The following is a 14,403-nucleotide window of genomic DNA, read 5'->3' as shown; positions in this document are numbered from 1 at the left end:
GGCCCGTCGCACGGGTCAGAGCAGTCTTCGTATCAGCCGTCGCACTCCAGGGACTTGAGCGGGACGGAGTCCGCCATGGCCTGCATGCCCTTGTCGTTGGGATGGAGATGATCGCCGCCGTCGAAGGTCGGCAGCATCCGTTCGGCGTCGTACGGACTCCTCAGCACCCGGTCGAAATCGGCCACGGCGTCGAACTCCCCGCCGGTCCGGATGAACGCGTTCACCTCCTGCCGTACCGCCTCCCCGGCCGGGCTCCACTCGGACCAGCCCTTGAACGGCAGCACGGTCGCGCCCACCACACACTTCCCGGCCGCATGCGCGCGGGCGACGATCTCGCGGTAACCGGCGATCATGTCGGCGGCCGTCGGGCCGTCGTGGGCCTTGATGTCGTTGACGCCTTCGAAGAGGACGACGGTCCGCACACCCGACTGCGAGAGCACATCGCGGTCCAGCCGCTTCAGCGCGCTCTGCCCCGCGCCGTCCGTCAGCACCTTGTTGCCGGAGATGCCCTCGTTGGCGACGCCGCGGACCGTGCTGTCCGGGGAGGTCTGGAGCCGCCTCGCGAGATAGTCCGGCCAGCGGCGGTTCCTGTCGACCGTGGACTGCCAGCCGTCGGTGATCGAGTCGCCGAGCGCGACGACGGCCCCGGTGCCGGACGGGGCCTCCACGGTGAGCGCGTCGAGATAGAGCCAGGAGCCGGTCACCGCGTCGTACGCGTCGGAGTTCTCCTCGCCGGCGTGGTCGCCGGCGGCGGAGTACGACGTCTGGAGCGCCATGCCATGACCCGTCGCCGGGCCGCCGGCGCTCTGCACGTAGAGGCTGACCGACAGATTGCTCTGGGCCTTCACCTGGCCGGACAGCGGGTCGCTGTACCGGATCTCGCCGGGTGCGAGCGTCACCGTGCGCGAGCCGGAGAAGGTCAGCCTTCTGTTGGTCCCCGGCACCAGTTGGGCCCCTTGTGCCTGGACTCCGGCGAAGGCCGCGCCGAAGGTGACGGGCCGCTCGCCGAAGGCGTTGGAGAGCCGGATGCGCAGCCCCCGACCGCCCGTGCTGGTGTGCACGACAAGCCGGTGGCTATGGTCGGACACCGCGTTGCCGAGCCGGTCCGCGCTCGCGGCCCAGGTCACCACCCGCTCGTCCGGTGCGAGGGCCGCCGGCACCGAAGCGGCCTGGCCCGACGCGCATGCCGACAGGGCCAGCACGGGCGCGATGACGGCCCAGCGACGGCGGGCCGTCATCCGAAGTCCCGCAGGGTGACGGACTGTCCGGGCCGCAGCGTGACCGTGCGGGACCCGCCGGGCCAGGACACCGTGGTCGTACGGCCGCCGACGCTCACGATCCTGGCCCGTTCGGGCTTTGAGTCCCGCCAGTTCAGATCGAGGGTGAAGCCGCCGCGCACACCGACCCCGGTCACAGAGCCGGAGGCGGACCAGGCCGCGGGCAGAGCGGGAAGCAGCTCGACCTGTCCCGGCCGCGAGTACACCAGCATTTCGATCACCGCGGACGGAGTGCCGAAGTTCGCGTCGATCTGGAAGATGCCGCGGCCCTGGCCGGCTTCGTAGATGTCGAAGAGGTTCATCGCCGTGCCGTTGATGCCGCCGGTCGACGGCCGGAGGTTCGTGACGAACAACTGGTAGGCGTTGTCCGCGTGCTTCAGCCGCGCCCAGCACAGCGCACGCCAGGCGTTGGCCCACCCGAAGCTCTCCATGCCGCGGGCGGTGAGCAGCGCCGTCGCTCCCTTCAGCAGCTCGTCGGGGACGGCGTCCGGGCGGATCCGGTCGCCGGGGAACAGGCCGATGAGCGGGGAGAGATGGCGGTGTGTGGTCTCGCCCAGGTTGTCCGGCGACATCCACTCCTGGAGCCAGCCGGTCTTCGGGCTGACCTCGGGCATGTACAGCCGGTCCTGCAGGGCGCCGACCGTCCTGCCGTAACCGGAGTCCTTCCGCAGCACCGCGCACGCCTGCCGGTAGTTCGCGAACAGCTCCCGGACCAGCTCCTGTGCGTAGGTGATGCCTCTCGCGTCCTGTGGCCCGTGCTCCGGCGACCAGTCGTGGTCGGCGACCAGCACCTCCCGGCCGCCGACGGTCATCGTCACCAGCCGCGCCTCCCAGAACTGGACGGCGCCCTTCAACAACGGGTAGATCTTCGCCAGATACGTGGTGTCCTGCGTGAACTCGTAGTGCTCCCACAGGGACTGGCACAGCCAGGCGTTGCCCGGCGGATGCCACCACCAGCCGAGTCCGCCGTGCACATTGGTCGAGTACGCGACGGTCCAGCCGGCGACCTTGCCGGAGGTGTTGCGGAAGCGGTTGCGCGGATCGTTGAACAGCTCCCGGGTGACCTTCGACCACGACGGCAACTGAGCCAGGCAGTAGTCGGCGAGCGCGCCGAAACAGGAGGAGAGACCGGTGCGGTCGGCCATCCAGTAGTTCATCTGGATATTGACGTCGCTGTGGTAGTCGCCCATCCAGTCCGGGTCGTTGCCGTCCAGCCACAGGCCCTGCAGATTGAGCGGCAGACCGTCCCTGGAACCGCTGATCATCAGATAGCGGCCGAACTGCACATAGGCCGCCTCCAGTTCCGGATCCGGCTCGGCCTGCTGCGTACGTGCCTTGAGCCGCTCCCAGGTGTCGAGCCGCCGCTGCTCCTCGCTGGACTCGCCGAGCGAGAGGCTCATCCGGTCGAACAGCTCGCGGTAGTCGGCGACATGGGTGTACAGCAGATCGGTCGGCGACTGCCGGACGGCGGCGGTGGCCTTCGTACGGGCCAGGGCCGAGGGGACCAGCTTCGGATCGCGGTAACCGGTGGCCGCGTCGGGGGCGTAGTTCGTACCGCCGCTGATCACGATCGTGAGCTCCGAGCACCGCGTGAACACGATCCGCGAGCCGCTGACGGCGACCGGGCCGCCACGGCCCCGGGCGGTGACGGCGGCACCGTAGCGCAGGCCGTTGTCGAAGGAGTCGCCGAACCACAGCGAGGCCTTGGCGCCGTCCGCGGATGTCGTCTCGCCGTGTGTGCCGTCGAGGGTGATCGAGCCGGTGTAGCTGCCTCCGCCGCGCTGGGTGAGCCGGATGACGATCGCGTCGTCGGGCCGGCTGGCGTAGATCTGCCGCTCGTAGGTGACACCCGCTCTGCGGTACTCGGCGCCGACTGTGCCCTGGCTGAGGTCGAGGGTCCGGCGGAACTCGGAGACCGCGGACAGCTCGTGGTCCGGTATCTCGACGATGAGCTGCGCGAGCAGCGTGAAGCTGCCGAAGTTCTGGCGCTCGTAAGGGAATTGGCCGTCCTGGTCGAGTGTGTCGTTGAGATGGCCGGTCCACAGGCTCGCGTCGGTGACACAGAGCAGCTCACGACCCGGGTCGTTGCTCACGAGCGCGCCGAGCCTGCCGTTCCCGACCGGGAGCGCCTGCTCGATCATCTTGCGGTCGGAGGCCGGGGCCCGGTACCAGAGCCGTGTCGTCGATGCCTGCGCCGGCATCGGCGACACGGTGGGTCTGACGGGTGCGGCGGTGGCCGTGAAGGCGGGAAGTCCGCCGAGGGCAGTGGCCGTGCCGAGCGCGGTGGCGAGGGAGAGGAATCCGCGGCGGCTGGGCTGTGCGGGTGTCACGGCGTGCTGGTCGTCCACGAGGCACTCCACGGTGATTCGGGGGAGAGGAAACCGGAGGAGACGAAGCGAGGAAAAGGGCCGGGCGAGGGAGAACCGGGGAAGGGGCCGGGGGCGGGGGAGGCCTCCGGCCCCTTCCGGATCAGGAGCGCTGCTGCGGGACGTCGATCCTGTCGATGTCCGGCGCGTAACTGGAACCGCTGTCGAGAGTGATCGTGTTGCTGCCTGCCTTCAGCGTGACCGGGACGCTGATCATCTCGGCCGCGCCCCAGCCGCCGCTGGACGGGAAGTCCCAGGTGGCGGCGGGCTTTCCGTTCGCCGATACCTTGATGGGCCGCGGATCGCCGGAGGTGTAGGCGACATTGACGATGTACGTGCCGGCCTGCTTGACCACCACGTCGTTGAAGCGCACCGCGCCGCCGAGATACAGATTGCCGACCTTCTTCGCGCCGGAGCACTCGTCGCAGCCCGCGACGGAGGCGTTCCCGCTGAGCGTGTTGGCCGGGGACTCCGCCTCGTACGCCGTCATGGCCGGAGCCGGTCCCTGCGGCGTGACGGTGAACAGCCGTGAGCCGTGGGCGGGCAGGGCCTGAGTGATGCTGCCCCGGTACCGGCCGAGATTCTCGCGGTTCCACAGATCGCGCACCGACGCCTGGCCCGAGAAGCCGAAGCTGGACCAGTTCGCCGTCACGGCGGCCGGGGACTCGCCGAGGTTGAACAGCGCGATGGTGTACGTCCCGTCCGGGTTCTTCGCGCCCCAGACCTGTGTGTCGCCCGCCGTCACCGGCCGGGCGGGCGGCGACGCCTGCTGGTTGACCTTGAGCACCTCGCGGTTGGTCAGCAGCGACAGGCCGTAGTCGTCCAGCCGGGTCAGGTCGTCGCCCGTGTACAGCGGGGACTTGGAGATCGCCCACAGCGTCATATAGCTCTGCCGCTCGGCCTTGGTGAGACCGTCCATCGCACCGTTGCCGACGTCCAGCGAGTCCAGGTCGTTGAAGCCGCCGGGACCCGCGTGCCGGGTCCACGCCGGAGTGTCGCGCCAGCGGTCCTCGACGGAGTTGTCCCAGGTCACCAGCGTGTTGCAGTAGCACTCGACATCGGTGTCGATGCGCCAGCCGTTGGAGTGCTGCTTCCAGTCGGCTATGTAGTTGACGTCGAGCGACCAGGAGATCTCGAGATGAATGGGGCGGCCGGTGCCCGCGATGGCCTGCTTCCACGCGGCGATGTCGGCGCGGTTGTCGTAGTTGTCGCCGCTCTTGAAGGAGCCGGGTCCGACGCCGTCGACCTTGAGGAAGTCATAGCCCCAGTCGGCGAACAACCGGGCCTGGGACTCGATGTACTTCGGTGCGCACGGCTTGGAGAAGTCGATCTTGTATGCGCTGTCCCAGCCGTTGGTGGTGCGCAGATCGGCGTGGACGATGTCGCCGGTCGTACAGCCCGGCGCGTTCCAGATCGGCAACTTCCCTTCGCCGTACGCCTCCTTCTCCAGGCCGACCGGGAGGTAGATGCCCGCCTTGAGGCCCTTGGCGTGGATGCGGTCGGCCACCGCCTTCATGCCGCTCGGGAATCTCTCGGGGTCGGCCTTCTGCCGTCCGAACTCGTCGAACTTCGGCTTCCAGGACCAGTCGCGCCACCAGCCGGCGTCGATGTTGATGTACTCGTAGCCGAACGCCTTGAGCTTGGCGGCCATGGCGTCCGCCTGCTTGAGGACGTTCGCCTCGGTGAGATAGCTGTAGTCGCCGTCGGGGTTGAGGCCCGGATACTTGCTGGACTGCATGGACCAGCTGCTCCAGCCCATGTACGGCTTCTGGGCGAGGGCTTGTTGTTCTACGGAGGAGACGGGCGCGGCGGCCGGTGCGGTGGTGGCCTGAGCTGTGGTGGGTGCTGCTGCGGTGAGGGAGGCGGCGACGGTGAGGGCGACGGCTCCTGCGGTGAGGGCTGCGGGGGACAGCATGAGAGCTCCTAACAGGTGTCGGATCCGATGAACGTCTGAATCGCGGCGGCCGCGGCCCCGCGCGCCCATTCGTCGAAGGGCAGCGGACGGGTCGTCACCTCGCACTGCTCGGCCGTGCCGAAGGCGGCCGCCGCGAAGGCGTCCCGGATCTGCTCCGCGAACAGGTCGTACGCGGCCAGGCCCTCGCCAGAGATGATCACCCGCTCGGGCCCGAGCAGATTGACCACGGCTCCGATGGCCCGTCCGATCGCCTCACCCGCTCGCGCATACGCGGCACGGGCGCCGGGTGCGTCGGCACGGGCCAGAGCCAGCGCCTCGGCCGAGTCGGCGACGGGCCGGCCGGTGTCCTCGCGGATGCGGTGCAGGATCGCGGAGTCGGAGGCGATCGCCTCGACGCAGCCGGTGTTGCCGCAGTGGCAGAGCGGGCCCTGTGGATCGATGGAGAGATGCCCGATCTCACCGGCCACGCCGTGCGAGCCGGAGACCACCCGGCCGTTCACGACGAGGCCGCAGCCGATGCCGGCGCCGACGGTGACGACGGCGAAGTTGGCACAGCCCACGCCGCCGCCGAACCACTGCTCGGCGACGGTCAGCGCGCGGACATCGTTGTCCACGGTGACCGGAAGTCCCGTGGCCGCGGTGGCGAGTTCGGCGAGCGCGATGTCGCGCCAGCCCAGGAACGGCGAGTAGCGCACGACTCCGTCGGACCGGTCCACATCGCCGGAGACGGCGATCCCCATGCCCTGCACGGCGACGCCGTAGCCCAGCGCCTCGGTCAGCAACTCCTCGGTCAGTGCGGTGATGAGGCCGATGACGGCGGACGGTTCGTGTGCCGTCAGCGGTGCGTGCCGAGCCACGCGGATACGGCAGCACAGATCCGTCAGCACCGCGATGACCTCGTCGCCGGTCACCTTCACGCCGATGAACAGGGCGCGTCCGCCGTCGACCCGTACGGGATTGGCGGGACGCCCGACCGATGCGCGAACACCGTCGTCCGCCGCCTCCACGACGTATCCGGCCTCCATCAGCGGACGCACCGCCTTGGTCACCGCGGCGGAGGACAGGCCGGTGCGGCGGGCCAGTTCGACCCGGGTGAGCGGACCTTGGGACAGTACGGCGGCGAACACCGATGAGGCGGCCGGGGTGGCCGCCGGGAACGTCTCAACGTGGTACGTCGACGGCATGGCGGGAAACGTAGGTGAGTTAATTTCCGCTGTCAATAAACGAAACCGAAACCCTGTGAAGTCTCAGGTGGGGCCGGGTGACGTCGCCAAATGCCTGCCAGGGGCACCGAGTTGTCTGACGATCCATGGCCGGGATCGAGTATCAGTTAATTAGTAATAATCGTTGACAGTGGGCCCGGTGAGCGTCACAGTCATCGCCGAGATCCCCAACTCTCGGGAGACACACGTGACTTCGCTCCGTGCAGGAACCGTGGGAACCGTCGCCTTGCGGCGCACCGCCGCGGCGCTCACGGCCGGCGCACTGGTCGCCATCGCCACACCTGAGGCGCAGGCCGCACCCGCCGACGACCAGGGCGCGCCGCGGTACTACGACAGCGGCCTCGCACCCACGCCCTACATGGGCTGGAACACCTACTACGGCCTCGGCACGCCCACCGAGACGCAGGTCAAGTCGGTCGCCGACCATCTGGTCAGCAGCGGACTGCGGGACAGCGGCTACGACATCGTGTGGCTCGACGGCGGCTGGCAGGCCGACACGCCGCGCGACGTGCAGGGCCGGCTCGCCGCCCACCCGGGCCGCTTCCCCTCCGGCATCCCGGCGCTGGTGAGCTACCTCCACCAGCTCGGGCTGCGCGCCGGGATCTACACCGACGCCGGCACGTACGACGGCGGCAAGAGCTGCGGGCTCGGCAGCCGCGGACACTACGAGCAGGACGCCAGGCAGTTCGCCGGCTGGAAGGTCGACGCGATCAAGGTCGACTTCCTCTGCGGGATCTCCGCGAAACTCGACCCGGGCCCGGCGTTCAAGGAGTTCAGCGACGCCGTTGCCAAGTCAGGCCGGCGCATGCTGCTGAACCTGTGCAACCCGCTCACCGACGACTGGGGCCTGCCGCACACACCGGAGCAGGACGCGCACAACGCCTATGTCTACGGCCCGACGACCGCCGACTCCTGGCGCACCGGCACCGACATCGCCTGGGGCACACCCACCGCCGGCCAGTGGCCCAATGTGCTGCGCAACATGGACGCCAACGCCTGGCATCCCGAGGCCCAGGGACCGGGACGGTACAACGACCCCGACTACCTGATCCCGATGCGCAGGCTCCAGGACGGCTCGTACGAGCTGACCGAGGAGGAGTCCACGACCCAGTTCGTCATGTGGGCCGTAATGGCGTCACCGCTGGTGATCGGCTCCGACCCGCGGACGCTGACGAAGTCGATGACCGACACCCTGCGCAACCCCGAGATCATCGCCGTGAACCAGGACCCGCTCGCCGTCCAGGGCGTACGGATCGCCACCGACGGTGCGGGCGACGTCTACAGCAAGGTGCTCCAGGGCTCCGGCCGGCGAGCGGTCGTCCTCCTCAACCGCTCGGACCAGGCCGCCGAGCGCACCGTCCAGTTCGCCGACGCCGGACTCACCGGCCCGGTCGCCGTACGGGATCTGCGCGCACGCGCCAACCGCGGCACACAGACCGGTTCGTACACCGTCACCGTCCCAGCACATGGCACGGCCTTCCTCCGCCTGGCGGGCGAGGACGACGCGCCGGGCGTGTCGCTCGGATCGCGGACCTCGGCGAGCCCGGCGGTCGTGCGCGACGGCGAGCGGCTGTTCGCGTTCTCGCGCGGCGTCGACGGATCGCTGCGGCAGCAGAGCGGAGTTGACGGCCGGTGGTCCTCCCGTACGACGGATCTCGGCGGGCCCACGCGCGGCACGTTCCTCGGGCAGCCCGCTGCCTACGGCTCGGCGGCCGGGCGGATCGATGTGTTCGTACGCGGCACCGACGACGCGGCATACCGGCGCAGCTTCGCCGACGGCCGATGGGGCCGCTGGCAGCGGCTCGGCGGCACCCTCACCGACGCTCCCGGCGTCGCCTACCGAAGCCCCGACCGCTGGACCCTGTTCGCCCGCGACGCGGACGGCCGCATCCGGATGCGCGGGCCCGCGACCGGCTGGACCTCGATCGGAGCGCCGGACGACCGGCCGGTGTACGGGCGGCCGACTGCCGTGACCGACGCCGAGGGCCGCACACATGTCGCCGTCCGGACCGCCGCGGACGCGGTGTGGTGGCGAGTGCGTGACACGTCCGGCAGCTGGTCGCCGTGGACGTCGCTGGGCGGCACGGTCGGCGGCAGCCCCACCCTCGTCACGGCCCAAGGCACCGTGCGGCTGTACGCCCGGGCCGGTGACTACACGCTCTGGCAGCGCGGCTACGCGAACGGCGCCTGGAGCGACTGGTCCAAGCGGCACGAGTTCGCGAGCGCGGTCCTCAGCGGCGCACTCGGCGCGGCCGCCGGGGCCGACAGCAGCGTCCTGGTCGTCTTCCGCGGGGTCGACGGCCGCGTCCACCAGAGCCGGTTCTGACCCCGAGCTCCAACGTTCCTTCATCAGCAAGGAGTTGCACCATGAATGTCCCACCACCGGGCCGCCGCCGCTTCCTCGCGGGAATCGGCGCGCTGGGCGCCACGGCAGCGATCAGCGGCTGCGTCACCTCGTCGTCGAAGGGCAAGAGCGAAGGCGGCGGCGCCGTCAGCCTGCAGTCCAACCTGTCCTCGCCGCAGGCCAAGACCGCGATGGAGGCCCTCGTCGCCGCCTACAACAAGCGCGGCGGAGCCGGGGCGAAGCTGAACACGGTCGCCTCCGAGACCTTCCGGACCCAGCTGCCGACCTATCTGACCTCCGCGAACCCGCCCGACGTCTACACCTGGTACCCGGGCTCGGTCGCGGAGGCGTACGCGAAGAAGGATCTGCTGCTCGATGTCTCCGACGTCTGGCAGCAGCCGGAGCTGAAGGGCTACTCCGGGGCCCTCAACAAGCTCTGCACGGCAGCCTCCGGCAAGAAGGTCTTCGTCCCGACCACCTACTACTGGTGGGGGGTCTTCTACCGGAAGTCCAACTTCGCCAAGTGGGGCGTCAAGGAGCCCAAGACCTGGGACGAGTTCCTCGATCTGTGCGACACGCTCAAAGGCAGGGGCGTCGCGCCGATCGGACTCGGCGCCGGCGGCAACACCCCCTGGGTCGCGTCCTCCTGGTTCGACTACCTCAACATCCGCATCAACGGCGCGGCCTACCACCGCGATCTGCTCGCCGGAAAGCACCGCTTCGACGACCCGGAGGTCCGCAAAGTCTTCGACCGGTGGACCGAGGCGCTGCCCTACTTCGACCCGAACGGCACCGCGCTGCCCTTCCAGGACGCCACCACCGCCCTGCTCCAGGGCCGCACCGGGATGATGCTGATCGGCACCTTCTTCGCCGACTCCGCCCCCAAGGAGCAGCTCGGCGACATCGACTTCTTCCGCTTCCCGGTGATCGACCCGAAGATCCCGCTCGCCGAAGAGGCCCCCACCGACGGCTACTTCGCCGGCGCGCGCACCAGCCGTACCGACGAGGTCAAGGACCTGCTGCGCTATCTGGCCACCGCCGAGGCCCAGGAGATCTATCTCAAGAGCTCGTCCGGCACGGCGCTGCCCACCCATCCCGACGCCAAGGACAGCGGAACTCCGCTCGTCGCCAAGGGACGCAAACTGATCGAGGAGGCCGCCGAGATCACCCAGTACTTCAACCGCGACTCCAGCGACGCGCTCTCGCCCACCGCGGACACCGCACTCACCCGCTTCATCGCCAGGCCCAAGGAGATAGGCGCCATTCTCACCACCTGGCAGCGGGACGCCGAGAAGATCCGGGGCCAGTGAGATGGCGGTACTGACCACGACCGCCCCGGCGAGCAGCGGCACGAGTCCGAAGAGGCGGCGCAGGGCGACCCGCGTCCCGCCCGTCGTCCTCGCCTTTGTGCTGATTCCGCTGCTGGCCGAGGCGTTCTGGGTGTTCTGGCCCGCCGTCCAGGGCTTCTATCTCTCGCTCACCGACTGGGACGGAGTCTCCGCGCCGAAGTTCATCGGACTCGGCAACTTCCGCGAGATGCTCGTCGACGCCACCTTCCGCACCGCGGCCGGCGACACCGTTCTGTGGCTGGTGCTGTTCGGCGGGCTGTCCGCGCTCCTCGGTCTCGGCGCGGCCCTGCTGCTCCAGCAGGAGCGCCGCGGCGTCGGCTTCTACCGGGCCGCGCTCTTCCTGCCCGTGGTCTTCTCGCTGGTCGCCACCGCGCTGGTGTGGCAGGCGATGTACCAGCCCGACGGCCTGATCAACAACGCGCTCGAAGCGGTCGGACTCGGCAGCCTCACCCGCGCCTGGCTCGCCGACCAGGACACCGCCCTGTACGCCGTGATCGTGCCTGCCCTGTGGCGGCAGATCGGCTACGTCATGGTCCTCTATCTCGCGGGACTCAAGGGCATCGACCCGGTGCTGTACGAGGCGGCCAAGGTCGACGGCGCAGGACCGTGGCACCGGTTCCGCCACATCACGCTGCCGCAGCTGCGGGGCGTCAACGCCGTCGTCCTGTCGGTCATCGTCATCGACTCACTGCGCTCGTTCGATGTCGTCTGGGCCCTCACCCGCGGCGGCCCGTACCACTCGTCCGAACTGCTCAGCACCTATATGTACTCGACGGCCTTCCAGTCCCTGCGGCTCGGTTACGGCTCCGCGCTCGCCGTGGTGATCTTCGTGCTGGCCTTCGGCGTCATCGTCTCCTATCTCGTACGCGCCTTCCGGGAGGCCGACTGATGACCGTCGCACACGCCTCCCCACCGGCGACCGGCACAGCGACCGCACCCACCGCGCCACCGGAGGGCCGGCCGCGGCGACGCAGGCAGTGGGCCACCGCGGGCTTCCACCTCGGCGCCGGCACGCTCGCCGTGCTGTGGCTCCTGCCGATCGCCCTGGTCCTTGTCACCAGCGTCCGCTCCTTCGACGACATCGCGGCCAACGGCCTCGGCAGCCTGCCGCGCTCCTTCACGTTCGACGGATTCCGGCAGGCATGGGTCGACGGCGGACAGCAACAGGCGCTCATCAACAGCATGATCGTCACCGTGCCGACCGTGCTCGTCACGCTGGTTCTCGCCTCCATGGCCGCCTTCGCGCTCAGCCGCTACGACCTTCCGCTGCGCCGCACCCTGCTGCTGACCATGCTCGGCGGCAACCTCCTGCCGCCGCAGATCCTGCTCATCCCGGTCTCCAAGCTGAGCGAGATGCTCGGCGTGTACGACACGCTCCCCGCACTGATCGGTGTGCAGATCGGATTCGGCGTCGGCTTCTACGTCTTCGTGCTGTACGGCTTCATGCGCTCCATCCCGCCCGAGATCCAGCAGGCGGCCGTCATCGACGGCGCGGGCCCGGTGCAGATCTACTGGCGCATCGTCCTGCCGCTGACCAGGCCCGCACTCGCCGCACTCGGCGCGCTGTCCTTCACCTGGATCTTCAACGATCTGCTGTGGGCCATCACCGTGCTGCGGACGGACAGCCGGATGCCGATCACCGCATCCCTCATCGGCCTCCAGGGGCAGTACGTGTCCATGTGGAATGTCATCGCCGCCGGATCGGTCATCGCGGCCGCTCCGACCGTCGCCGTATTCCTGCGGTTCCAGCGGCACTTCGTCGCCGGACTCAACCTGGGAGCCGTCAAATGACCGCGCACGACAGGTGGCTGCTGCGCACCGAGAACACCACCTACGCGGTCCGGCTCGACGAGGGCCGGCGGTGGGCCGAGCTCGAGGCCTGGGGGCCGCACGGCGTGGAGAGCGGCCCCTCGCCGCTCGACTGGTCGCGGCGCACCCACTTCATCACGCCGGCCGACGCGGCGCCCGCCGAGTACATCCCGTACGGCATCCGGCCGTTCACCGGCGCCGACCTGGTCGCGCAGCGGCCCGGCGAGGAACGCGGCGTCTGGTGGGAGTTCACCGGCGCGACCCAGGACGCGGACCGTGCGCTGCGCATCGAGTTCACGGACGAGAAGCTGGGGCTGCGCGCCACGCTGTGCTACGAGACCGTCCCCGGCACCGATGTCATCCTGCGCTGGGCCGAGCTGACCTGCTTCGGCGTGGACGGACTGCGCCTGGAGCGCTTCGACTCCGCCGCCGTGAACCTGCCCGTCGCCTCCGGAACCCGGCTGACGTATCTCGCCGGACAGTGGTCGCAGGAGTTCCAGCTCACCCAAGTGGAGCTGACCCGCGGCCGGTTCGAGATCGCCAGCACCCAGGCCGTGCCGGGGCATGCGTACGCGCCCTGGCTCGCGCTCCAGGACGCCGCGGATGACGCCGAGTCCGCTCCCACCTACGGCATCGCCCTGGAATGGTCCGGGAACTGGCACATCACGGCCGACGCCGAGCCCGGCGGCGCGGTGCGCGTGCGCGCGGGACGGCTGCCGCACGAGGGCGCGGTCCGCCTCGCGCCCGGCGACACCCTGACCACCCCGCGCCTCGCCTGCGCCTTCAGCCCGGACGGCCTGGACGGTCTGGCCCGGGTCTGGCACCGCTACGAACGCCGGCTCACCGGCGACCGGATGGGCCGCACGCGCAAGGTCCCCTACAACTCCTGGGAAGCCACCGGATTCGACGTTGATGCGGCCGGCCAGCTCGAACTCGCGAGGATCGCCGCCGGGATCGGCTGCGAGCTGTTCGTCGTGGACGACGGCTGGTTCGCCGGCCGCCACGACGAGCGGGGCGGCCTCGGCGACTGGCATGCCGACCCGGACAACTTCCCGGAAGGGTTCGACACGTTCATCGCCCGAGTGCGGGCACTGGGAATGGACTTCGGGCTGTGGGTGGAGCCGGAGGCGGTGAGCCCGGCGTCCGCGCTCTACGCCGAGCACCCGGAATGGGTCTACCGCGTGGAGGACCGGCCCGCGACGCTCGTACGCGAACAGCTGCTGCTCGACCTCGGCCGCCCGGACGTACAGGACCATGTCGTCGCCGGACTCGACCGGCTGCTGACCGACCATGCCGTCAGCTACCTCAAATGGGACATGAACCGACCGCCCACCGAACGCGGCCGACCCGGCGGCGGCCCGGTCGAGGAACAGGACCTCGACGCCGCACATGTCGCCGGCTATCTGCGGATTCTCGACCATCTCCGCTCCCGCCACCCTCATGTCACGGTGGAGGGCTGCGCCGGCGGAGGCGGCCGTATCGAGCACGCCACCCTGGCCCGTACCGACGTGGTCTGGCCCAGCGACAACACCGCGCCGCTCGACCGGCTCGCCATCCAGTACGGCTATCTGCACGCCCACGCCCCGCACACCATGAGCTCCTGGGTCAGCGACGCACCGGGGATCTTCGACCCGCGGCCGCGTTCCCTCGCCTTCCGCTTCGTCACCGCCGTCGCGGGTGTTCTCGGCATCGGAGCCGACGTCCGGGCGTGGAGCCAGAAGCAGCGCGCGGAGGCGGCGCAGTGGATCGCCCGGTACAAGGAGATCGGCGACGTCGTCCACCACGGCGAGGCACGACTGCTCAACGCTCCGGCCGATCCGACCTGCGGAATCCAGTACGAGGAGCCGGGCGGCGGGCGTCTCGTGGTGACCGCGTGGAACACCGGACGGCTGGACGGCGCGCCGCTGGTGCCGGGGCGGGCGTCGAGGCTGCGGCTCCGCGGCCTCGATCCGTGCTCGCGCTATGCCGACGCGGCATCGGGACTGACGTACAGCGGAGCCCATCTCCTGCATTCCGGGCTGCCGTTCGCCTGGAGTGCCGACCACGACGCGGAGCTGGTCGTGCTCCAGCGCGAACAGCCTCCAAAAGACACGCCCTAGAGTCGCAGTCGCACTCCTCTG

General features: G+C 69.9%; 9 protein-coding genes. 5 read left to right on the top strand and 4 right to left on the bottom strand.

Going from position 1 to position 14,403, the window contains the following annotated elements:
* Positions 1–32: 32 nt before the first annotated feature.
* The 4 genes from ACH4YL_RS01535 to ACH4YL_RS01520 form a co-directional block, all read right to left on the bottom strand.
* A complete protein-coding gene (locus ACH4YL_RS01535) occupies positions 33–1,238 on the bottom strand; it encodes an SGNH/GDSL hydrolase family protein (protein WP_398503660.1) in 1,206 nt (401 codons plus the stop codon).
* Positions 1,235–3,625: a glycosyl hydrolase family 95 catalytic domain-containing protein gene (locus tag ACH4YL_RS01530; RefSeq protein WP_398503659.1), complete on the bottom strand. Its 2,391-nt coding sequence runs from the start codon at positions 3,623–3,625 to the stop codon at positions 1,235–1,237. Before ACH4YL_RS01530 ends, ACH4YL_RS01535 begins: the two co-directional genes overlap by 4 nt.
* Before the next feature lie 121 nt (positions 3,626–3,746).
* Positions 3,747–5,558 carry an alpha-galactosidase D gene (locus ACH4YL_RS01525; RefSeq protein WP_398503658.1) on the bottom strand — a complete coding sequence of 604 codons (1,812 nt, stop codon included), beginning with the start codon at positions 5,556–5,558 and terminating at the stop codon, positions 3,747–3,749.
* A gap of 8 nt (positions 5,559–5,566) precedes the next feature.
* Positions 5,567–6,742 carry an ROK family protein gene (locus ACH4YL_RS01520; protein WP_398503657.1) on the bottom strand — a complete coding sequence of 392 codons (1,176 nt, stop codon included), beginning with the start codon at positions 6,740–6,742 and terminating at the stop codon, positions 5,567–5,569.
* A 265-nt stretch (positions 6,743–7,007) separates the two neighbouring features.
* On the opposite strand from ACH4YL_RS01520, the gene ACH4YL_RS01515 reads away from it, so the two are divergent.
* The 5 genes from ACH4YL_RS01515 to ACH4YL_RS01495 are packed head-to-tail and all read left to right on the top strand — an operon-like array spanning position 7,008 to position 14,382.
* On the top strand, positions 7,008–9,107 hold the full coding sequence (locus ACH4YL_RS01515) for a glycoside hydrolase family 27 protein (RefSeq protein ID WP_398504364.1): 2,100 nt from the start codon (positions 7,008–7,010) through the stop codon (positions 9,105–9,107).
* A gap of 41 nt (positions 9,108–9,148) precedes the next feature.
* On the top strand, positions 9,149–10,435 hold the full coding sequence (locus tag ACH4YL_RS01510; RefSeq protein WP_398503656.1) for an ABC transporter substrate-binding protein: 1,287 nt from the start codon (positions 9,149–9,151) through the stop codon (positions 10,433–10,435).
* A gap of 1 nt (position 10,436) precedes the next feature.
* Positions 10,437–11,363 carry a carbohydrate ABC transporter permease gene (locus tag ACH4YL_RS01505; protein WP_398503654.1) on the top strand — a complete coding sequence of 309 codons (927 nt, stop codon included), beginning with the start codon at positions 10,437–10,439 and terminating at the stop codon, positions 11,361–11,363.
* A complete protein-coding gene (locus ACH4YL_RS01500) occupies positions 11,363–12,265 on the top strand; it encodes a carbohydrate ABC transporter permease (RefSeq protein WP_398503653.1) in 903 nt (300 codons plus the stop codon). The genes ACH4YL_RS01505 and ACH4YL_RS01500 overlap by 1 nt, the downstream gene beginning before the upstream one ends.
* Entirely contained in the window at positions 12,262–14,382 is a 2,121-nt protein-coding gene (locus tag ACH4YL_RS01495) for an alpha-galactosidase (protein WP_398503651.1), read from the top strand. The genes ACH4YL_RS01500 and ACH4YL_RS01495 overlap by 4 nt, the downstream gene beginning before the upstream one ends.
* The last annotated feature ends 21 nt before the right edge of the window (positions 14,383–14,403 follow it).

This window comes from Streptomyces sp. NPDC020681 (assembly GCF_044334895.1).
Taxonomy (GTDB): Bacteria; Actinomycetota; Actinomycetes; order Streptomycetales; family Streptomycetaceae; genus Streptomyces.
This window is presented reverse-complemented; position numbering and strand designations above follow the sequence as displayed.

Coding starts and splice junctions, on each gene's coding strand:
- ACH4YL_RS01535 (WP_398503660.1), bottom strand. CDS start 1,238: ATGACGGCCCGCCGTCGCTGGGCCGTCATCGCGCCCGTGCTGGCCCTG.
- ACH4YL_RS01525 (WP_398503658.1), bottom strand. CDS start 5,558: ATGCTGTCCCCCGCAGCCCTCACCGCAGGAGCCGTCGCCCTCACCGTC.
- ACH4YL_RS01520 (WP_398503657.1), bottom strand. CDS start 6,742: ATGCCGTCGACGTACCACGTTGAGACGTTCCCGGCGGCCACCCCGGCC.
- ACH4YL_RS01510 (WP_398503656.1), top strand. CDS start 9,149: ATGAATGTCCCACCACCGGGCCGCCGCCGCTTCCTCGCGGGAATCGGC.
- ACH4YL_RS01505 (WP_398503654.1), top strand. CDS start 10,437: ATGGCGGTACTGACCACGACCGCCCCGGCGAGCAGCGGCACGAGTCCG.
- ACH4YL_RS01500 (WP_398503653.1), top strand. CDS start 11,363: ATGACCGTCGCACACGCCTCCCCACCGGCGACCGGCACAGCGACCGCA.
- ACH4YL_RS01495 (WP_398503651.1), top strand. CDS start 12,262: ATGACCGCGCACGACAGGTGGCTGCTGCGCACCGAGAACACCACCTAC.